This window comes from Flavobacterium plantiphilum (assembly GCF_046000495.1).
GTDB lineage: Bacteria > Bacteroidota > Bacteroidia > Flavobacteriales > Flavobacteriaceae > Flavobacterium > Flavobacterium plantiphilum.
In genome coordinates this window covers 24,597-45,239 of sequence record NZ_JBELQA010000004.1, presented here as the reverse complement: position 1 = coordinate 45,239, position 20,643 = coordinate 24,597, and the positions used below count along the sequence as shown (strand labels likewise).

The following is a 20,643-nucleotide window of genomic DNA, read 5'->3' as shown; positions in this document are numbered from 1 at the left end:
TTGAATTTTGTTATTGAAATTGACATTGATTAATGAAAGATATTTACCAGACTATTGCATCTCCATCAGAAGAAATTCTGTTTAAAGAAAAAGGAAGCAAATTCTTTGGTTACGCTTACCCGATAACATCAGAAACAGAAGTAAAACCCCTACTTGATATTTTAAGAAAAAAACATCCTACTGCCTGCCATTATTGCTATGCCTATCAAATTGGAACTGAAAAAATCAGCTACAGAGCTAATGATGATGGCGAACCCAGTAATTCAGCAGGAATGCCTATTTACGGACAAATCCAGTCTTTTTCCGTTACAAACATTCTGGTGGTAATCGTCCGTATTTTTGGCGGCACAAAATTAGGTGTCGGCGGATTAATTACCGCTTATAAAACTGCCGCACAACTTACACTTGAAAATTGTCTCATTATCGAAAAAACGATTGATGTTCATTATTTAATTTCTTTTGATTACAAAAACATGAATAAAGTAATGCGTATTATCAAAGAAAAAAATCTGGATATTGTAAATCAAACCATGGAAATGAGCTGCGAAATTGAAATCAAAACCCGTAAAAAAAATGCCGGACCGCTAGTCGGCATTTTTAATTCTTTATTTGAAATCGGGATAACAGAAAAAAAATAAAGTGTAATTTTCTATTACAGTTTACAAAATACTATTGTAAAATAAATTCCGATATTCTTAAATTTCCACTTAAAAAATCACACAAAAATTAAGGATAAAAGAATATTAAATTCATCCTGTTTTTATATTCCTAAAAGTTTATCTTTTATATACTCCGGAGCTGCCATAGGACGCCCTGTTTTCATGTTCACAAACACCAAAACTGAGTTCCCAATTGTTAATAACTCATCCTGTTCATTATATATCTCATAATCAAATTCTATCTTAACAGAAGTCTGACTTTTAAAAATTGTTTTCACTCTTAATAAATCGTCATATCGCGCAGGCTTTTTATAGTTCATTGATAAAGAAACTACCGGAAGCATCACACCGTTATCTTCCATCGATTTATAAGAAACTCCAATGTTTCTAAGCCATTCCACGCGTCCCATCTCAAAATATTGCGCATAATTTCCATGATAAACTACTCCCATCTGGTCTGTTTCCGAATAGCGTACGCGCACTTTAAACTCGTATATTTTCATTTGTAAATTGTATTATTTTATCTATTTTTTTAAAAGCCTCTCTTTATTACTTACAATAATTTTTCTTCAAAATCAACCCCGATAAATTTTTTTTTAACGAAAATTGTTCACATATTTGTTACCCCGATAAATAACATCTTTTTTTGATATTATTTACTTCAGACAACCTAATACAAAATATAATAATTTAACAGAATTTATGAACAAAACTGCTCAATCAGTATGGGATAACTGTTTGTCTTTCATAAAAGACAATATTCAAGACCAGGCATACAAAACTTGGTTTGAACCAATTAAGTCAGTTGAACTTACCGATAACGCATTATACATTCAGGTTCCTAGTAAATTTTTCTACGAATGGTTAGAAGAGCACTATGTTAAATTATTAAAAGTTGCCTTAACTAAAGAACTTGGAAAAAACGCAAAGTTACTTTATAAAATCAAAATGGAGAACACTTACGGCAACAAACAGCCGTTTACAGAACAATTGCCAAGTGCAAACCGTTCTCCAATGAAACCTCAGAATGTTGATGCCCCTTTAAAGAATCTTGATCCTGAATTAAAAAATCCTTTTGTAATTCCCGGAATCAGAAATTTAAAGATTGAATCCCAACTAAATGCCAATTATAGTTTTGATAATTTCCTGGAAGGAGATTCTAACCGATTAGCACGCTCCGCAGGTATGGCTGTTGCCAATAAACCGGGTGGAACGTCATTCAATCCATTATTAATTTTTGGAGGTGTCGGATTAGGAAAAACACATTTAGCTCATGCTATCGGAGTTGAAATTAAAGATAAATATCCTGAAAAAACCGTTTTGTATATTTCTGCTGAAATTTTCACGCAACAATATATTGACTCGGTAAAGAAAAACAATAGAAATGATTTTATTCATTTCTACCAATTAATCGATGTGTTAATCATCGATGACGTGCAATTCTTATCCGGAAAATCCGGAACGCAGGACGTATTTTTCCATATTTTTAATTATTTACATCAAAACGGAAAACAAGTTATCCTGACTTCTGATAAAGCACCTGTTGACATGCAGGATATTGAGCAACGCTTATTATCCCGTTTCAAATGGGGACTTTCTGCTGAATTGCATCAGCCCGATTACGAAACCCGAATTTCTATCTTAAAAAACATCTTGTATCGCGATGGTGTTGAAATGCCGGACGAAATTATTGAATATGTAGCCCGCAACATTAAATCTAATGTTCGTGAACTGGAAGGAGCTATCATTTCATTGATTGCACAATCTTCTTTTAATAAAAAAGAAGTGACTATTGAGCTGGCCAAAAGCGTTGTAGAGAAATTTGTTAAAAATGTAAAACGCGAAATTTCGATTGATTACATTCAGAAAATTGTTTCAGATTATTTCCAGTTGGATATCGAAACTTTACAATCTAAAACCAGAAAACGTCACGTAGTCCAAGCCAGACAATTAGCAATGTTTTTTGCCAAGAAGTTTACTAAATCCTCTTTGGCTAACATTGGTTCGCAAATAGGTGATCGCGATCATGCAACAGTATTGCACGCCTGTAAAACTGTAGATAATTTAGTTGCTACTGACAAACAATTTAAAAAGTTTGTCGAGGACATCCACAAGAAATTAACGCTATAAAAAGCTTATGTCGGTCAAAATTTTAATGGTGTGTTTAGGAAATATCTGCCGGTCTCCTTTGGCCGAAGGAATCTTAGCTTCTAAACTGCCTAAAAATAAATTCACTATTGATTCAGCCGGAACAGGTTCCTGGCATGTAGGACACCAGCCAGATTCCCGTTCTATTGCTGTTGCAAAAAAATATCAGCTGGATATTTCCGGACAAAAAGGAAGACAATTTAAACCCGCTGACTTTGATACTTTTGATTACATCTATGTTATGGATAATTCCAATTACAGAGATGTAATTCATCTGGCTAAAAATGAAAGCCAGAAAGCAAAAGTCCAAATCATTCTCAACGAATTATATCCCGGGGAAAACGTAGATGTTCCCGACCCATATTACGGAATCGAAAACGGATTTGAAACAGTATACCAGATGCTGGACGAAGCCTGCGAAAATATTGCGGCAAAATTAAAAGCAAAACATACTTAAATCTTTTTCAATACTTTCAAAAAACAACATAATGAAACCAAACGCTCTTTTAGGAAAACTATATTTAATCCCAACCACCATGGGAGAATGTGACCCAATGGATGTGTTGCCACAAACTATAAAAAGAACGATTGATTTTATTGACTATTATATTGTTGAAAACGAAAAAACAGCCCGAAAATCCATCAAAGCAGTACATCCTGAAAAAAAACAATCCGATTTAGTACTTTTTGCTTTAAACAAACATACGGAAGCCAAAGAACATTTAGACTTCATCAAACCTTTATTGGAAGGAAAAAATGTAGGTTTAATGAGTGAAGCGGGCTGTCCCGGTGTTGCCGATCCCGGTGCTGTAATTGTAAAATTAGCTCATGACAGAGGCATTCAGGTGATTCCGTTAGTAGGACCTTCTTCTATATTATTGGCTATGATGGCTTCGGGAATGAACGGACAAAGTTTTACTTTTCACGGTTATTTGCCTATAGAAAAAGATGAAAAAAGAGCAAGTTTTAAAAGCTTAGAAAGAACCTCTTTCGAAAAAAATCAATCTCAAATTTTCATTGAAACCCCTTATCGCAACAATAAGTTACTGGAAGATTTAATTCAGACGTTGCATCCGGAAACCCATTTGTGTATCGCCGCCGATATTACTTTACCAACGGAATATATCAAAACCAAGAAAATTTCAGCCTGGAAAAAAGAAAGGATTGATTTACATAAACGTCCTACTATTTTTATTATTCATAAAATGTAGTTTTCTTGTTCATTTTATAAGTTTATAAAATTAAAACTATTAAGAACTTAAACTTCATTAAGTTTTCTTTCTTCGAAAGAGGAGCTTATGTGACTTTTATGGTAAAAAAAACTAAAAAGAAAACCTTCCTCCTGCTTCTTGCATCTTTATTCTTTTCTCTTTCTTCTCTTTTCTTTTTCCACAAATCAAGACCTTTCCTTACTTTTAGCCTTTCAAAAAGTAAAGTATGTCTAAACTTTCCAATATAAGCACCAGCATTTTCACTGTCATGTCAAAAATGGCTACTGAACACAATGCGATCAATTTATCACAAGGATTTCCAAATTTCCCTGTTGATGAAAAACTGACTGATATAGTAGCTCAACTAACCAAGCAGGATGTACATCAATACACTCCGATGGCAGGCTATCCTCCATTAATGAATAAAATTACAACACTGGTTGCCCATTCGTACCAAAGAACAATTCAGTCTGAAACCGAGATTTTGGTCACTACCGGAGCCACTCAGGGAATTTTCAGCAGTGTTCAGGCTTTAGTGGGCAATGGAGACGAAGTCATAATTTTAGATCCCAGTTACGACTCTTACGAACCTAATGTTTTATTATCAAATGGAACTCCTGTTCGGATTGCATTAAACGATGATTACACCCCCAATTGGGAAATCATCGAAGCGGCTTGTTCGGAGAAAACCAAAATGATTATCATCAATAATCCACACAATCCAACAGGAAAAATTCTAACCGAATCGGATTTTGAAGCCTTAGAAAAACTACTGGAAAAATTTCCAAATATCATTTTGCTATCTGACGAGGTGTACGAATACATCACTTTCGAACAAAAGCACATTTCTGTTCACACCAAACCATTGCTTCGCAACCGGACCGTTGTGATTTCTTCTTTTGGAAAAACCTTTCACATTACGGGGTGGAAAATTGGTTATGTAGTGGCTCCAGAACATTTAATGACAGAAATTAAAAAAGTACATCAATTTCTGGTTTTCAGTGTCAACAGTCTTTCGCAAGCAGCTATTAGCGAATATTTAGATATCGTTTTCGTTGACAACATTGGTGATTTCTACCAACAAAAAAGAGATTGTTTTAGACAGTTACTTGGCAAAAGCCGATTCAAATTATTGCCTTGTGAAGGGACTTATTTTCAGGTAGTTTCTTATGAAGCCATTTCGAATGAAAACGATGTGGATTTTTGCAAACGCCTCATCACTGAACATGGCGTTGCTGCCATTCCTATTTCTACTTTTTACGAAAACGAAAAAGACTTAAAACTTATCCGCTTTTGTTTTGCCAAAGACAATGCTACCTTAGAAGAAGCAGCGAGAAGACTTTGCGAAATTTAATCTAAAAAATCCTTTGTCAGTGTGAGCCTTTTGAAGACTTCATTTTGACAAACATAAAAAACATTTCGACAGGCTGAGTGTGACATAAATATTGGATACAAAATAAATTCCCAACTTCATTTCGAGTATTTTTTTGTTTCTTTTTTGATCAAGCAAAAAAGAAAAACCTATTTCGTATATTTACCATAAAACCTCAACAAAATGAACTTTAGCCAAAAAATGCTTCGCGACGATGCTCTTCAGGGAAAAGTAATTGTAGTTACCGGAGGCGGTAGTGGATTAGGAAAATCGATGACTAAATATTTCCTGGAACTGGGTGCCAAAGTTGCCATTACTTCCCGAGATTTAGACAAACTCAAAAATACAGCTGCCGAATTAGAATCTGACACAGGCGGCACTTGTTTGCCCTTGCAATGCGATGTGCGTCATTATGAAGATGTCGAAAACATGCTACAGGAAGTCCTCAACAACTTTGGGAAAGTCGATATTTTATTGAACAATGCAGCTGGAAACTTCATCTCTCCTACCGAACGATTGTCGGCTAATGCCTTTGACACTATTATAGATATTGTTTTAAAAGGAACAAAAAACTGCACCCTGGCTTTTGGAAAACATTGGATAGACAGCAAGCAAACATCAGCTACGGTTTTAAATATTGTAACCACTTATGCCTGGACCGGTTCGGCATATGTGGTGCCCAGCGCCACTGCTAAGGCTGGCGTTCTGGCCATGACCCGAAGTCTGGCGGTAGAATGGGCTAAATACGGTATTCGTACCAACGCCATCGCTCCGGGACCATTTCCTACCAAAGGTGCCTGGGACCGATTACTTCCCGGAGATCTTGCCGAAAAATTTGATATGGCTAAAAAAGTGCCGCTAAAACGTGTAGGCGATCATCAGGAACTGGCGAATTTAGCCGCTTATTTAGTTTCCGATTTTTCTGCCTATATCAATGGCGAAGTAGTGGTCATTGACGGTGGCGAATGGCTCAAAGGCGCAGGACAATTCAATCTATTAGAAGCCATTCCCGAAGAGCTTTGGGATCAGCTGGAAGCAATGATTAAGGCTAAGAAGAACAAATAATTTATAGCATTGTCATTGCTATTGATTTTTGACATTGCCATTGTTATTGACAATTATTTTAGGCTATACACATTGAAAAACTTAACTTCGTAATCTTATTTTTTAAAGATGGAAAAGGACATCAGATGGGAACAACGCTTTTCAAATTATATAAAAGCTGTTGAAAAATTAAGTCAGTCGGTAAAATACATTCAGGAAAACTTTACAACAGAAGCATCTTTGGAGGATGAAATTCTGGATGAAATGATAAAAGAAGGAATTATTCAGCGTTTTGAATACACACACGAATTGGCATGGAACGTAATGAAAGATTATGCTGAATACCAAGGAAATTCAAATATAGGTGGTTCAAGAGATGCTACTCGTGAAGCTTTTCAATTAAAATTAATTACCAATGGTCATTTATGGATGGATATGATAACAAGTCGTAATAAAACATCCCATACCTATAATGAAGAAACTGCCAATGAAATTTACAATAAGATTTTAAAGGAATATTATCCGGCTTTTATTGAATTTAAAAACACAATGGAAGAAAAAATAACCGGAAACCAACAAAATATTTTTTAATAAATGACAAATACAGGATTAGACAATTTAGATATCAAAAAAATACAATCCGTATTTAATCTGCACCCTGAAATAGAAAAAGCAATACTATTTGGCTCACGTGCCAAAGGGAATTACAAAGCTGCTTCAGATATTGATTTAACCTTAGTAGGTAATTCTTTAACACTGACCATCCAACAGGAAATTGAACATGAATTGGATGATTTGTTATTACCCTATAAATTTGATATTTCTATTTATCACACGATAAACAGTACTGAATTAGTAAATCATATCAATAGAGTGGGACAATTATTTTTTCAAAAAGAGAAAGCTGGAAATTAATTAACTCCCGCCCTTTTCTTCTTAAAACACGAATTGGAATGGGCTTCAGCCCATTTTTAAAATAAGATTCCTAATTGGCTTTAGCCAAAACTATTTTTTTTAAGCTAAAACCTTTACTAACAATCAATTACAACATCTAGCTAAAACCAGACGCTATTCAAACTATTCTCTTTATTTAAAAGAACTCTTTTATTATTTGTAAATATTTATTGATATATTTGAAAATTCTAATTCTGAATAGAATAGTGAGAATCTGGCTATTTTTGACTTTAAAGTTGCTATTTTATAACTAGTAAATACAAATTAACTGTATTTGAATGAAAACACCCGAAGAACTATTAAAACAATTTGATCAAATAACATATTCTCTTTCAAAAGAAGATATTTTTAGATTTGACAAAGACGATAATGGACCAATACACAATGTGATTACACGAATTCACAGACATTGTTATGGTGTTAGATTGTTTGATGAAGAAGTTGGAATTATACTTGAAATGTTTTATGTAAATAATGACAAAGAATTAACTGGCAATTTAATTCAATTACATCTAAATGATGAAAATTACTTTCAGTTTCTAATTCGATTTACTACAATGTTAGCCGATAAATACGATGATGTCAATGCTTTAATTGCCTTCAATACATTTCAAATTAAACTTAGAGGTTTTTTAGAAAAACTTGGTTTCTTTACTACGACATCTATAGAATTGAAACCATACGAAAACAAAAATACGTTAATATTTGGATCTTCAGAACGAGGAATCAAAAACGTAATTCTAATTGCTCAAAAAGATTTTTATCGAGACTTTTTTAACGATATATACTCATTAGAAATTATTCCTGATTGTGAATATGTTTATTTAATGGTAAATAGTGATACTGGATATATAAAAATTGGAACAAGCAAAAATCCAAAATACCGCGAAAAAACGCTACATTCTCAAGAACCAAAAATTCACATGATCGCTTTATGGAAGTGCGATAAAAAAATAGAAAAAAAATTACACGAAAAATACAAAGAAAAGCGAGTTCGAGGTGAATGGTTTGATTTAAAACTTTACGACTTAAAAGATATTGAAGAATTCATGAAAATATACAATTACAGTTAGCCAAACATACTGCTGATCGAATCCTTTCCTCATGACACAAAAATAAATTAGCTAAAAACTCCCTGTTGAAAACCCACCAACATTTCACCTTCAAACCCCAAACAACTCCCAATTAAATTCCTATTTTTGTTTTACGATAAAAGAAAAAATAGACCATGCTCATTATAGGAATTGCAGGCGGAACCGGAAGCGGAAAAACAACGGTAGTACGCCAAATCATGAATCAGTTACCGGATGCCGAAGTGGGCGTTATTTCTCAGGATTCCTATTATAAAAAAAATGATCATCTGAGTTATGATGAACGTGTACTGATTAACTTTGATCACCCCAGAGCCATTGATTTTGATTTATTGGTCAGTCATTTAAACGAACTCAAAGCAGGCAAAACCATTCAACAACCTGTCTATTCTTTTGTAACCCACAACCGCACCGAAGACAGCATCAGCACACATCCCAGAAAAGTAATGATTGTAGAAGGCATCTTAATTCTGGCTAATCCGGAATTAAGGGATTTATTTGACATTAAAATCTTTGTACATGCCGACGCTGATGAAAGACTCATCCGCAGACTCAAAAGAGACATTGCCGAACGTGGTCGGGATATGGAAGAAGTTTTAAACCGCTATCAAAAAACTTTAAAACCAATGCACGAACAATTTATTGAACCTACAAAAGCTTTTGCGGATATTATTATCCCAAACAACAACTACAATACTGTTGCCATCGACATGCTAAGAACCGTAATTAATCAAAAAATCATATAATTTTATTGTAACTTTAGTGTTCTGAAAAGGCAAAAAATAGTATTTATATTTAACAAATAAAAAACGATAGCAAACAGAATTTGTCAGACTAAGCTCAAAGTCTTACAAACAAAACGAATAGAACAACTGCTCAACCCGACATATACAACGAATGAAAAATCCATATAAAGAGAAAAGCTGGTTTAAATTTTTAAGTAACAAATACATGTGGTCTCTAAGTTTTTTTGCCGTTTGGATGCTGTTTCTCGACAATTATTCTTATTTTGATCATCGCGTTTTAGACAATCAAATTCAAGAATTAGAAGACAATAAAACCTATTACCAGGAAGAAATTAAAAAAGATGAAGCACAAATAAAACAGCTCAAAAATCCGGAACAAATAGAAAAATACGCTCGCGAAAAATACTATATGAAAAAAGATAGTGAAGATATATACATTATTGAATTTGAAGGTGACACTATTGAAAAAAAATAAACACTTCCGTTTATAACAACTAAAAAACATAGCCTTAGTCCCTCTCAACAGAGAAATTAAAATCAAAACTAAAATGAATACTCCATTATTCGAAGATTTCGCCCCAGTTACATCCAAACAATGGAAACAAAAAATCCAGTTTGAATTGGATGGCGCCGATTATAACGAGACTTTAGTGTGGAATTCACCGGAAGACATTAAGGTAAAGCCTTTTTATCATCGTGATGATTTTAATAAAACGGCTACAACTGATAGTCACACAGGAAATTTTAAAATTTGTCAAAACATCTTTGTTTTTGATGTTGAAAAATCTGTGGACAGAGCCTTGGATTTACTTCAAAGAGGAGCCGAAAGTTTACGATTTACCATCGATAATGAATCTTTGGATATCAATAAACTTCTCGAAAAACTTCCGTTAGACAAAACCCCTGTTTATTTTGATCTGAAGTTTCTATCCGTTGATTTTATTAGTAAAATAAACGACATTATCGAACATAAAAAAGCGACTGTTTTTTACAATTTGGATCCTATTGGTCACCTGGCCAAAGAAGGGAATTGGTTTACGACCAAAGAAAAAAACAATTTCGAAACCCTGCAAATTATTTCTAAAAACACTCGTGAAAGCTCATTAATTAGCATTAATCTGGGCTTATATCAAAATGCCGGTGCCAATATGGTACAGCAAATTGCTTATAGTCTGGCTCATGCCAATGAATACCTCAACCGTATTCCTACCATCCATCAGCCTATTGTTTTTGAAATTGCTGTGGGAAGTAATTACTTTTTTGAAATTGCCAAATTGCGGGCTTTGCGATTGTTATTTCAATTAATAGCTAAAGAATATTACCACGACAACGATTGTCATTTTTTAGTAACACCAACTAAACGCAACAAAACCCTGTATGATTTTAATACCAATATGCTGCGTACCACTACCGAATGCATGTCGGCTATAATTGGAGGAGCTGATACTATTGCCAACTTACCTTATGATGCCATTTATCATAAAAACAATGAATTTGGAGACAGGATTGCCCGCAATCAACTGCTGCTGTTGAAAAACGAAAGCTACTTTGACAAAGTAAAAAATCCTGCCGACGGAAGTTACTACATCGAAACGCTGACGCAGCAATTGGCAGACAAAGCCTTAACTCTATTTAAAGAAATTGAAGCCAATGGCGGATTTTTAAAGCAGTTAAACGACGGAATTATCAAAAGAAAAATTCAGGAAAGTGCTGATAAAGAACAACGCCTTTTTGATACAAACAAAGAAATTCTGGTTGGAACGAACAAATATCAGAATCCCAAAGACAAAATGAAAGAGCAAATTGAACTCTATCCATTTGTAAAAACAAAACCAAGAAAAACACTGATTACCCCAATCATTGAAAAACGACTGGCAGAGAAATTAGAACAGGAACGACTGGCTTCGGAATAATTTAATCACCGATACCCTAAAATCGTAAAAAGCATCCAAATGATTCGAAAAGACCTTAAACATATTCAACTTCATCCTGAAAAATCCAAAATTAATACTGGTTTTGCAGATAAAAATTCGGCTATCCCAGATTTTGTTACAGCTGAAGGAATCGAGCTGAAAGCTGCCTATTCAGAAAAGGATACTGAAGATTTAGAACATTTGGACTTTGCGGCCGGATTCCCTCCGTTTCTTCGTGGTCCTTACACCACCATGTACGTTCAAAAACCATGGACGATTCGTCAATATTCCGGTTTTTCTACTGCAGAAGAAAGCAATGCTTTTTACAGAAGGAATATCAAAGCAGGACAAGAAGGACTTTCTATCGCTTTTGATCTAGCTACACATCGCGGCTATGATTCTGATCACGAACGTGTAACAGGCGACGTTGGAAAAGCAGGAGTTGCTATTGATACTGTTGAAGATTTTAAAATATTATTTGACCAGATTCCTTTGGATACAATGTCTGTTTCCATGACTATGAATGGAGCGGTTTTACCTATTATGGCATTTTATATTGTAGCCGCCGAGGAACAAGGAGTCAAACCCGAGCAGCTTTCAGGTACTATTCAAAATGATATTCTTAAGGAGTTTATGGTACGTAATACCTACATTTATCCGCCGGAAGCTTCGATGAAAATTATTGCAGCTATTTTTGAATATACCAGCAAAAAAATGCCCAAATTCCATTCGGTTTCCATTTCCGGTTATCACATGCAGGAAGCGGGCGCCACCGCCGATATTGAACTGGCTTATACACTGGCCAATGGATTAGAATATGTAAGAACCGGTCTTTCAGCCGGACTTAAAATAGACGACTTTGCTCCCCGATTGTCTTTCTTTTGGGGAATTGGAATGAATCATTTTATGGAAATTGCCAAAATGAGGGCGGCAAGAATGATCTGGACGAAATTAATTAAAGATTTTAATCCCAAAAACAGTAAATCCCTCACTTTACGAACCCATTGTCAAACCAGTGGCTGGAGTTTGACCGCTCAGGATCCTTTTAATAATGTTGCCCGCACTTGTATTGAAGCTACAGCAGCTGTTTTTGGCGGAACACAATCGCTCCACACCAATGCTTTAGACGAAGCAATGGGATTGCCTACTGATTTTTCTGCCCGAATTGCCAGAAACACACAATTATATTTATTAGAAGAAACTAAAATCAATAAAACAGTTGACCCTTGGGCAGGCAGTTATTATGTTGAAAGTCTGACACATGAACTTGTTCAAAAAGCCTGGAAACTAATTGAGGAAATTGAAGCATTAGGAGGTATGACTAAAGCCTTGGAAACCGGGATTCCTAAATTAAGAATTGAAGAAGCAGCAGCCCGAAAACAAGCCCGTATCGACAGTGATCAGGATATAATTATAGGTGTGAATAAATTTCAAGCTAAAAAAGAAGTATCTTTAAATATTCTGGACATTGATATTGAAAAAGTCAGAAACCAACAACTGGACAGGCTCAATCAGGTTAAATCAAAACGAAATATTTTAAAAGTAAAAGAAGCTTTAGAAAGAATCACCCAAGCTGCCCAAACCGGAACCGGAAATTTACTGGAATTAGCTATTGAAGCTGTCAGAGAAAGAGCTACATTAGGTGAAATTAGTGCCGCTTTAGAAAATGTTTTTGGAAGATATAAAGCGCAAATTAAATCTTTGAACGGTGTGTATAGTAAAGAAATCAAAGACAATAAAAGTTTTAAAAAAGCAAAATATTTAGCCGATGTTTTCGCTAAGCAAGAAGGTCGCAGACCAAGAATTCTGATTGCTAAAATGGGACAGGACGGACACGACAGAGGAGCCAAAGTTGTAGCTACCGCATTTGCCGATATCGGTTTTGATGTAGATATTGGTCCTCTTTTTCAAACAGCTGCAGAAACAGCCAAACAAGCCATGGAAAATGACGTCCATATTTTAGGTATTTCTTCTCTTGCGGCGGGACACAAAACATTGGTTCCTCAGGTCATAGAAGAACTTAAGAAATATGGCCGTGAAGACATTATGGTTGTAGTAGGCGGAGTCATTCCAACTCAGGATCATCAATATCTTTTTGATGCCGGTATCGCCGCTGTTTTTGGCCCGGGAACTAATATTAGCAAAATTGCAGTAAAAATCCTGAGTTTATTTATTAATGAAGAATTATAAAAAGACACCCATTTGCAATTAAACAAATGGGTGTTTATTTTTTAACGAGAAACTACTGCATTTATATTAGGCACAATAAATGAAGTATCATAACCTCCAAAAGCTTTTAAGTAACTCCTTATCGAAGTTCCGTAAGCATCTTTAATGTATTTTTTTCCATTATTTTTAAAATACCTTTTTACAGAACCTGCTCCGCCAAGATGAGCCGCTGCTAAAATACCAGATTCAGTTATTAAAATTCCGTTTACAACTTTTCCGTCATATTTCTCAATAACATCTTTTAAAATAAATTTGTTTTTTGATAACAAAGCAACAAAGGCCTTTTCCTGTAATTTCGGGCTTTTTAAGAATTTATCAGTATCATGAATTCCAATAGACCTTAAAGTTTCATTTCCAAATTGATATTTTCCTAAATATCCTAATGAATTTACTTTTTTATACTTGTTTTCAGATTCTCTAAAGCCCAGAGCTTCTTTAAAACCAATGAATAAATTTCCGGTGAAAGGAATATTCAGACTCGTATAATCTTCTTGCTTGACAGATGGAAATAAGTAGGGAGTTCCATTATCATTTTTTCTCAAAAACCACTCTTTAGTATCTAATTTTAGTGGTTTAAAACTGTAACTTAAAAAAGCTATAATTACAGTTAAACTGGTGTAAAAATACCATTTTTTTATCATAAATTGTTTTTCTTCTCAATCTGTCACCTCGAGAAATTTCTGCATGCAAAGATACAACTTTTTTCATAAATCTGAAAATCAAGCTGTTAATGCTTTCTAAAAATACAAAACATGAGCTCTAAATCCCTCGTTAACTGTATATTCCAAGGTGGGTGCAGGAATTTTTAAAACAGAAAAAACAGAGAAAAAAGTCTTCCAAAAATGAGATTTTGTTTCAATTTTCGTCAGGTCAATGTCGAAACTCAGATAAAATTGTCGTGATTTTGAAAAATTTTGCTCCGGAAAAAACGATGAATTTTCTGCTGTTCCACTAAGCATACCATCGGCACCGTACCCAACAGCTAAATTTAAGATTTTTGGAATTTTAGAGTCTTTAAAAAATGATTTCAGATTGGCCGATAACCAATAAGTTTGTCCATTGTAATCTTTCAGTATTTGTTCAGAGAAACTGCTTCCTAAAACCTTAGGTCTGTATTTTGCAAACCGGGTAGTATGAAATGAAAATTTAGGCGTGATGCGTTGTTCTTTCCACAGTAATTGTTGCGAAACGTACAAAGCTGTTCCGCTCGCATTAGCAATAATATCACCTGATGAAGCTCCCCATTCTGATGAAAAGCCATCTAAAACTTCTACAGCCGTTAAGAAAGCAAATCCTAAACCTGCACCGTACACTAACTGCTGTTTACGGCTCACTCCGCTCCATTGCAGCATTTCACTTCCCAAACGTCCTAAATGATACGAAGAGTATAAATGTCCTATTTTATCCATTTGCAACCATTCCTTATTATCATTTGTAAAATGAAATTTAGATTGGGGATAATCAGCATACCATAATTGATGTAAACCAATCAATGCACTAACTGAAACCACAGATTCAGCTATAAAAACCGCATTTTTTCTTTTGAAATTTAATGTATCAGATGGTTTTAAGAAAGAGTTTATTCCACTCTGAGCAATACAATTAGAAATTGTAAATACAAAAATTAAGAATAAAGATTTTTTTAACTTCAAAACTATCTTTTAACTCCCTGTGCATTAATCCAGTTGGAATATTTTTTAGCATTTACAGTATGCTCCTGTAAAGTAGCCGCAAACTCATGATAACCAAAACGATCTACAGAGGCACAGAAATAAATAAAGTCATGTTTTTCCGGATTTAAAACAGCTTCTAATGCCGTAATATCGGGCATGGCAATAGGTCCGGGCGGAAGACCAATTACTTTATAAGTATTATATGGTGAGTTCAAAAACAAATCGTTATAAAACACCCTTTTAATTACCTGATCAAAATCGTTGTCCTTTTTCTTTTTAGCAAAAATGACTGTTGGGTCAGCCTGAAGCGGCATTCCTAATCGTAATCTGTTTAAATACACACCGGCAATTCTGGGTCTTTCGTCTTTTTTAACTGATTCTTTATGTACGATTGAGGCTAATATTGTAGCTTCTGTGGGAGTAAAACCTTGTTTTTCCGCTTGCGCGATTCGTTCGGAAGTCCAAAAATTACGGTATTCTTTTATCATTTTATCCCGGAACTTAACAGCCGATGTATTCCAGTACACTTCATAAGTATTAGGGATAAACATAGCCAAAATGTTTTCCTCGGTAAATCCATTTTCTTTTAAAAAAACCGAATCTTTAAAAGCTTTAAGTAATGAAACACTGTCCGCTTCTATTTGAGAACCTACACGACCGGCCAGATTTTCCACACGTTCCTGATTATTAAAAGCTAATTTTACCGGAACATTGTATCGCATGGCTTTTACTAACTCATAACTGTTCATTCCATTTGTCAGCAAAAAGCGTCCTGATTTTACATTCTCAGGATAATTCATCTTACTGGCGACCATTTCAAAACGATTTAAATTTGTGACATATAGAGCCATGGAATCTAATACCTGTTCATAAGTCGCATCGGTTGGAATATGAACATATATTTCCTGCTTATCAAAGCTTGTGTTTTTTGAAAATATCTGAGTAATAAGTACAAAACCGTAAATAATCAATCCTGAAATAACAGCTATAGAAACGATTGAAATAATTTTTTTTGGAGTCAAAACTATGAAATTAAAATTGTTGATTAATCAATTGATAGATGGCTTCGTCTTGATACACTCCATTAGTAAGGTTCCAATCCTTTTTAACACCTATACATTCAAAGCCAAATTTAGTAAAAAGAGCTTTACTTGCTTCGTTTTCTATACTAATATTTGCATACAATTGATGCAAATTTAGATGCTTAAAGGAATAAGTAATCAATAGACTCAAAGCTTCTGAACCTATTTTTAAATTTCTGTTAGCAACATCCTGAATCAGAATTCCCACTCCGGCTCTGTTATTTTTTGGATCAAAGTCGAACAAATCAATTAAACCCAGCGCCGGAAAATCTTCATCCTGACAAATAGCTAATCGTAATTGTTTAGCCTCATAAATATCCTGATGAGCATTTTCAAGATATTGCCTTATCAAAAACCTGCTGTAAGGAGTTTGTGTATTACTTACTTCCCAAATGCTCTGATCATTTTCCATAATATAAATAAATTCTAAGTCATTAGGTTCAAGCGCCCTTAAGTAAATAGAATCACCTTTTAATGTTACCATTGGGAAGTAAGTATTTTTTATTAAGTTATATTTCGATTATTCCTTCAAAAACAAATTTGGCAGGACCATTCAGGAAGACATTCACATATTTATTTCCTTCTTTTTGAAAAGAAACCGATAATTTTCCCCCTTCAACATTCACATTGATAGCAGTCAAATCTGTTTGCCCGATGGCATTCATTGCTATGGCAGCGGCAGTTGCACCGGTTCCGCAGGCTAATGTTTCATCTTCTACTCCACGTTCGTAAGTGCGCAATGCAAAGGTGGTATCGTCTATTTTTTTAACAAAATTGATATTGCTTCCTGCTTTACCATACAATTCGCCATAGCGAATAGCAGCACCGTTTTCTTTTACATTATAATTTTCTAAATCATCCACTAATTGTATATGATGCGGTGAACCTGTATTTAGAAAAGTATAGTCAGCATTCGTTTTTATACCATCAACATCGATCATTTGCAAAGAAACAATTCCTTCCTGACTAACGGAAGCATGATGCAATCCATCCACTGCATTAAAAGAGGTAGTATCTCCTATAATATTTAATTGTTTTGCGAAGGCAACCAGGCATCTTCCGCCGTTTCCGCACATCGTGCTCTGATTTCCATCAGAATTGTAATACACCATCCTAAAATCTGTTTCATCATCATTTTCGAGTAAAATAAGTCCATCAGCTCCAATTCCGAATCGTCTGTCGCAAAGACGCTCAATAAGTTTTGTATCTTCTTTTGGAAAAAAATCGGAACGATTATCAATCATTACAAAATCGTTTCCGGTACCCTGATATTTATAAAATTGTATACGCATTATTTCTAATTTTGTTTTACAAAAGTACGAACTATTAATGAAATGTTAATCATTGTTAAACAGCGTTAAAGTGTTTTTTAACATTCGATTTTACTCTTAATTTTACTCTACAAATAACACAAAACGATCGCTATTATGAAACGATTTTCAAATCTATTTTTAGTGTCTTTATTGAGCGGAGCTATCACATTAGGCGCTTATAAATTTTTGTTTGACAACGATGGTTATTTTTCGAAAGACCGGAGCTCTTTAACCACTCTGGCTTCTGAAAATTATACCAAAAGAGTTGGTTTATCATCTGATGTTCTTGATTTTACAGAAGCTGCAGATAAGACAATTCATAGTGTTGTTCACGTTAAAAATGTTTCTTATCACAAAGTAAGCAATCCTATGCTGGAGTTTTTCTACGGTTATAAAGGAGGTCAATCTCAGGAACAGGTAGGAACAGGTTCCGGAGTTATCATTTCTGAAGACGGATATATTGTGACTAATAATCACGTAATCAGAGACGCTTCGGAAATTGAAATTACTTTAAACAATAAAAAATCGTATACCGCAAAACTGATAGGAACCGATTCTAAAATGGATATTGCTTTACTGAAAATTGATGCCGATGAGAAATTACCTTATACTACTTTTGGTAATTCTGATGATGTTAAAGTTGGCGAATGGGTTCTTGCAGTAGGAAATCCGTACAACCTGACTTCTACAGTAACAGCAGGAATTGTTTCGGCGAAGGCCAGAAATTTAGGAACTGACGGAATTCAGTCCTTCATACAAACCGATGCTGCAGTAAACCCAGGAAACAGTGGTGGTGCATTAGTAAATACCCGTGGTGATTTAATTGGAATCAACACCATGATTACTTCGATGACGGGATCTTATGTAGGTTACTCTTTTGCAGTTCCTTCTAACATTACCCGAAAAATAATTGAAGACATTATGGAGTACGGCAATGTACAGCGCGGCATTTTAGGTGTTGAAGGAGGCGAACTAAATGCAATGGCTTCAAAAGAACTAGGCGTAAAAGAAACACAGGGTTTTTATATTAAGAATGTTAGAAAAAATACCGGTGCAGCTAAATCAGGATTGCAGGCAGGAGATATTATTGTAAAAATTGACAATCAAAATATTTCCACTTTTGCAGACCTTTCCGGTTACATCAACACTAAAAGACCTAACGATAAAGTTGCTGTGACCATCATCAGGAATGGAGAAAACAAAACAATTCCTGTGACTTTAAGCAAAAACGAACTTTTCAGCGTTGAGTTTAAAGGGATGGAATTAGAAAATATCTCAGCCACTGACAAAAAGAAATTCAAAGTTGATTATGGTGTAAAAATTAAGTCTATCAATAACGACAACTTAAGAGAATATACAGATGAATTAGTCGGAAATATTATATTGAGCATTGATAATATAAAAGCCACAGATGTTGAAGGTGTCTCTAAATTCTTAAATAGTAAAGATGAAAGACAAAGCGTCCGAATTGAAATGGTAAATAAAAACGGAGAAATTATTCGCATCATCATTTAATATATCATTTCTCATTTTCTAAACAAAAAAGCCAGTAAATTTATTCTTACTGGCTTTTTTAATTCTAAAAAAAATAAGTTTAAAAACTTCTCTCTTTAAAGTTATACTTAATCGTAGCATAAAGACCTTTCATTTATTAAAAGCGGCTCATTAAACGCAAAACTGTCCTAAAAAATCTAAGTCTTTCTCTGAGGGTACATACTTTAAAAAGTTTTTCAAAATAACACCACAAAAAAAGGCTATCCTTATTTTCCCGGAAAGCCTCTATAATTGTGATATTAATAACCTCAGTAATTACAACACCCTATTGATCTGAGTAACTCTTTTGCTGTAATATTTTTCTTTTATTGATGAAATTATAACTCCTCCACCTACAGATGCATGAATAAATTTTATATCCCCATTGTCTACTTCAACTACCATTCCTACATGATTGATCTGGCTGCGTCCATTGGTTTTAAAAAAGATCAAATCTCCCTTTTGAGCTTCCTCACTATTCACTTTTACACCATATTGCGACTGTTCAAAAGAAGTTCTCGGTAGTTGAATATCAAATGCGCCAAAAGTAGTACACATTAAACCCGAGCAATCAAAACCATCTTTCGTTGTTCCGCCTGTTCTGTAACGAACACCTATATTTTCTGAGGCAGTAGCGATTAATTTCTCAATAAAATCTGCATCGTGAAGGGGTTCCACTACATAAACAGATTCATTTTTACTGATTCCCTCATCAGTGAAATCAAACTTTTTAGGTGTTTTTACATTGGATTTCAGTGTACGTATTTTTAATTTCTCTCCTATTAAAAGCTTAGCTGTAATTTTAGGATTCTGAATTTCTAACTCCTTTACTGTAATTCCGTATTCTTTAGCAATTCCGTATTTTGTTTCTTTAGCTACAACCTCATGACTAACTTCAACTTCAGCATCATCCAAAGTTTTTTGTACATCCTCTACAGTTGGACGCACTTCATTTTTTAAAGCAGTTTCTTCTTTTTTTATTTTATTGTTGGTGGTAGGAATTACTATTTTCTGACCAGTTCTTAGTGCCTGTGTTTCTAAAATCGGATTAGCCTTTTGAATATCAGACACTGATACACCATATTCCTTAGCTATACCATACAGCGTTTCTTTAGCCAAAACTTCTTTTATTACATTCATTGTTAAATGAAGGTTAATACCGTTTTCAGTATCCTGCTTTACTTCAGGAGCAGAAATCTCTTTCTGGGCAGTAGTAACCTCATCTTTTAATTCCTGACCAGGTATAATAATCGAACTTCCAACACGAAGCCCTTTTTTCTTTAATAACGGATTTGAACTGTATAAATCAGTCACTTTAACGCCATATTGCTTAGCAATTCCGTATAAAGTTTCTTTAGCTAAAACAAGATGTTGCTTTTGAGTACTAATCCCTTCTGAATCATCCTTAATATTAGCTGTTAGTTTTCCATTTTTATCGCTAACAAATGGTATTAATAAAACCTGTTCAAATTTAATTCCATCCTTAGCATTCGGATTAACAGCATAAATCTGAGAAGCATCTAAATGGTATTGTTGTGCAATTTTAAAAACAGTTTCTCCTTTAGCCACTATATGCTGAATGTATTTCTCCTGAGAAAAAACATTCCAAGTACCAAATAAAAGAAACATTAAAATCCAAAAATTACACCTCATAAAATCGTTTAAATAATTTCTT

General features: G+C 34.4%; 21 protein-coding genes. 14 read left to right on the top strand and 7 right to left on the bottom strand.

Translation table 11 applies throughout. The features are described from left to right. The first annotated feature begins 32 nt into the window (after positions 1-32). Positions 33-638: an IMPACT family protein gene (locus ABS764_RS07795; protein WP_408081232.1), complete on the top strand. Its 606-nt coding sequence runs from the start codon at positions 33-35 to the stop codon at positions 636-638. Positions 639-760: 122 nt separating this feature from the next. On the opposite strand, the gene ABS764_RS07790 is transcribed toward ABS764_RS07795, so the two are convergent. Next, positions 761-1,162: an acyl-CoA thioesterase gene (locus ABS764_RS07790; protein ID WP_408081231.1), complete on the bottom strand. Its 402-nt coding sequence runs from the start codon at positions 1,160-1,162 to the stop codon at positions 761-763. A gap of 199 nt (positions 1,163-1,361) precedes the next feature. Between ABS764_RS07790 and dnaA the strand changes: the two genes are divergently transcribed. The 12 genes from dnaA (at position 1,362) to scpA (ending at position 13,328) form a co-directional block, all read left to right on the top strand. Continuing rightward, positions 1,362-2,789, top strand: a complete 1,428-nt coding sequence (gene dnaA / locus ABS764_RS07785; protein ID WP_373405347.1) for a chromosomal replication initiator protein DnaA — start codon at positions 1,362-1,364, stop codon at positions 2,787-2,789. A gap of 7 nt (positions 2,790-2,796) precedes the next feature. Then, positions 2,797-3,264: a low molecular weight protein-tyrosine-phosphatase gene (locus ABS764_RS07780; RefSeq protein WP_408081230.1), complete on the top strand. Its 468-nt coding sequence runs from the start codon at positions 2,797-2,799 to the stop codon at positions 3,262-3,264. A gap of 31 nt (positions 3,265-3,295) precedes the next feature. Then, the gene (locus ABS764_RS07775; protein WP_408081229.1) at positions 3,296-4,018 is read left to right on the top strand and encodes an SAM-dependent methyltransferase; all 723 of its coding nucleotides are present in this window, start codon (positions 3,296-3,298) and stop codon (positions 4,016-4,018) included. Positions 4,019-4,244: 226 nt separating this feature from the next. After that, the gene (locus ABS764_RS07770) at positions 4,245-5,372 is read left to right on the top strand and encodes a methionine aminotransferase (RefSeq protein WP_408081228.1); all 1,128 of its coding nucleotides are present in this window, start codon (positions 4,245-4,247) and stop codon (positions 5,370-5,372) included. Positions 5,373-5,573: 201 nt separating this feature from the next. After that, positions 5,574-6,455, top strand: coding sequence for an SDR family oxidoreductase (locus ABS764_RS07765; RefSeq protein WP_408081227.1), 882 nt, complete (start codon positions 5,574-5,576; stop codon positions 6,453-6,455). A gap of 108 nt (positions 6,456-6,563) precedes the next feature. Continuing rightward, positions 6,564-7,025 (top strand): nucleotidyltransferase substrate binding protein, encoded by a 462-nt coding sequence (locus ABS764_RS07760; RefSeq protein WP_408081226.1) that lies wholly within the window; start codon positions 6,564-6,566, stop codon positions 7,023-7,025. A 3-nt stretch (positions 7,026-7,028) separates the two neighbouring features. After that, entirely contained in the window at positions 7,029-7,349 is a 321-nt protein-coding gene (locus tag ABS764_RS07755; protein WP_408081225.1) for a nucleotidyltransferase domain-containing protein, read from the top strand. A 317-nt stretch (positions 7,350-7,666) separates the two neighbouring features. Beyond that, on the top strand, positions 7,667-8,461 hold the full coding sequence (locus ABS764_RS07750; RefSeq protein WP_408081224.1) for a GIY-YIG nuclease family protein: 795 nt from the start codon (positions 7,667-7,669) through the stop codon (positions 8,459-8,461). A 155-nt stretch (positions 8,462-8,616) separates the two neighbouring features. Then, positions 8,617-9,225, top strand: a complete 609-nt coding sequence (gene udk, locus ABS764_RS07745; protein WP_408081223.1) for a uridine kinase — start codon at positions 8,617-8,619, stop codon at positions 9,223-9,225. Between the two features lie 151 nt (positions 9,226-9,376). Further along, entirely contained in the window at positions 9,377-9,700 is a 324-nt protein-coding gene (locus ABS764_RS07740) for an FtsB family cell division protein (RefSeq protein WP_408081222.1), read from the top strand. A gap of 73 nt (positions 9,701-9,773) precedes the next feature. Further along, positions 9,774-11,138 (top strand): methylmalonyl-CoA mutase subunit beta, encoded by a 1,365-nt coding sequence (locus ABS764_RS07735; RefSeq protein ID WP_408081221.1) that lies wholly within the window; start codon positions 9,774-9,776, stop codon positions 11,136-11,138. Between the two features lie 39 nt (positions 11,139-11,177). Next, the gene (scpA, locus tag ABS764_RS07730) at positions 11,178-13,328 is read left to right on the top strand and encodes a methylmalonyl-CoA mutase (RefSeq protein ID WP_408081220.1); all 2,151 of its coding nucleotides are present in this window, start codon (positions 11,178-11,180) and stop codon (positions 13,326-13,328) included. A 41-nt stretch (positions 13,329-13,369) separates the two neighbouring features. Here the strand turns inward: scpA and ABS764_RS07725 are convergent, their stop codons facing one another. The 5 genes from ABS764_RS07725 to dapF all read right to left on the bottom strand — a co-directional run bounded on the left by ABS764_RS07725 (position 13,370) and on the right by dapF (position 17,414). Then, positions 13,370-14,008: a peptidoglycan-binding protein LysM gene (locus ABS764_RS07725; protein WP_408081219.1), complete on the bottom strand. Its 639-nt coding sequence runs from the start codon at positions 14,006-14,008 to the stop codon at positions 13,370-13,372. A 96-nt stretch (positions 14,009-14,104) separates the two neighbouring features. Beyond that, positions 14,105-15,019, bottom strand: coding sequence for a DUF2279 domain-containing protein (locus ABS764_RS07720; RefSeq protein WP_408081218.1), 915 nt, complete (start codon positions 15,017-15,019; stop codon positions 14,105-14,107). Positions 15,020-15,021: 2 nt separating this feature from the next. Next, positions 15,022-16,062, bottom strand: coding sequence for an endolytic transglycosylase MltG (gene mltG / locus ABS764_RS07715; RefSeq protein WP_408081217.1), 1,041 nt, complete (start codon positions 16,060-16,062; stop codon positions 15,022-15,024). A gap of 10 nt (positions 16,063-16,072) precedes the next feature. Next, positions 16,073-16,606 carry a GNAT family N-acetyltransferase gene (locus ABS764_RS07710; RefSeq protein ID WP_408081216.1) on the bottom strand — a complete coding sequence of 178 codons (534 nt, stop codon included), beginning with the start codon at positions 16,604-16,606 and terminating at the stop codon, positions 16,073-16,075. A 25-nt stretch (positions 16,607-16,631) separates the two neighbouring features. Continuing rightward, positions 16,632-17,414, bottom strand: a complete 783-nt coding sequence (gene dapF / locus ABS764_RS07705) for a diaminopimelate epimerase (RefSeq protein ID WP_408081215.1) — start codon at positions 17,412-17,414, stop codon at positions 16,632-16,634. Positions 17,415-17,549: 135 nt separating this feature from the next. Here dapF and ABS764_RS07700 point away from each other — a divergent pair, with 135 nt between their 5' ends. After that, on the top strand, positions 17,550-18,950 hold the full coding sequence (locus ABS764_RS07700) for a trypsin-like peptidase domain-containing protein (RefSeq protein WP_408081214.1): 1,401 nt from the start codon (positions 17,550-17,552) through the stop codon (positions 18,948-18,950). A gap of 294 nt (positions 18,951-19,244) precedes the next feature. Here ABS764_RS07700 and ABS764_RS07695 read toward each other — a convergent pair whose 3' ends face one another. After that, positions 19,245-20,621, bottom strand: a complete 1,377-nt coding sequence (locus tag ABS764_RS07695) for a peptidoglycan endopeptidase (protein ID WP_408081213.1) — start codon at positions 20,619-20,621, stop codon at positions 19,245-19,247. Positions 20,622-20,643: the final 22 nt, after the last annotated feature.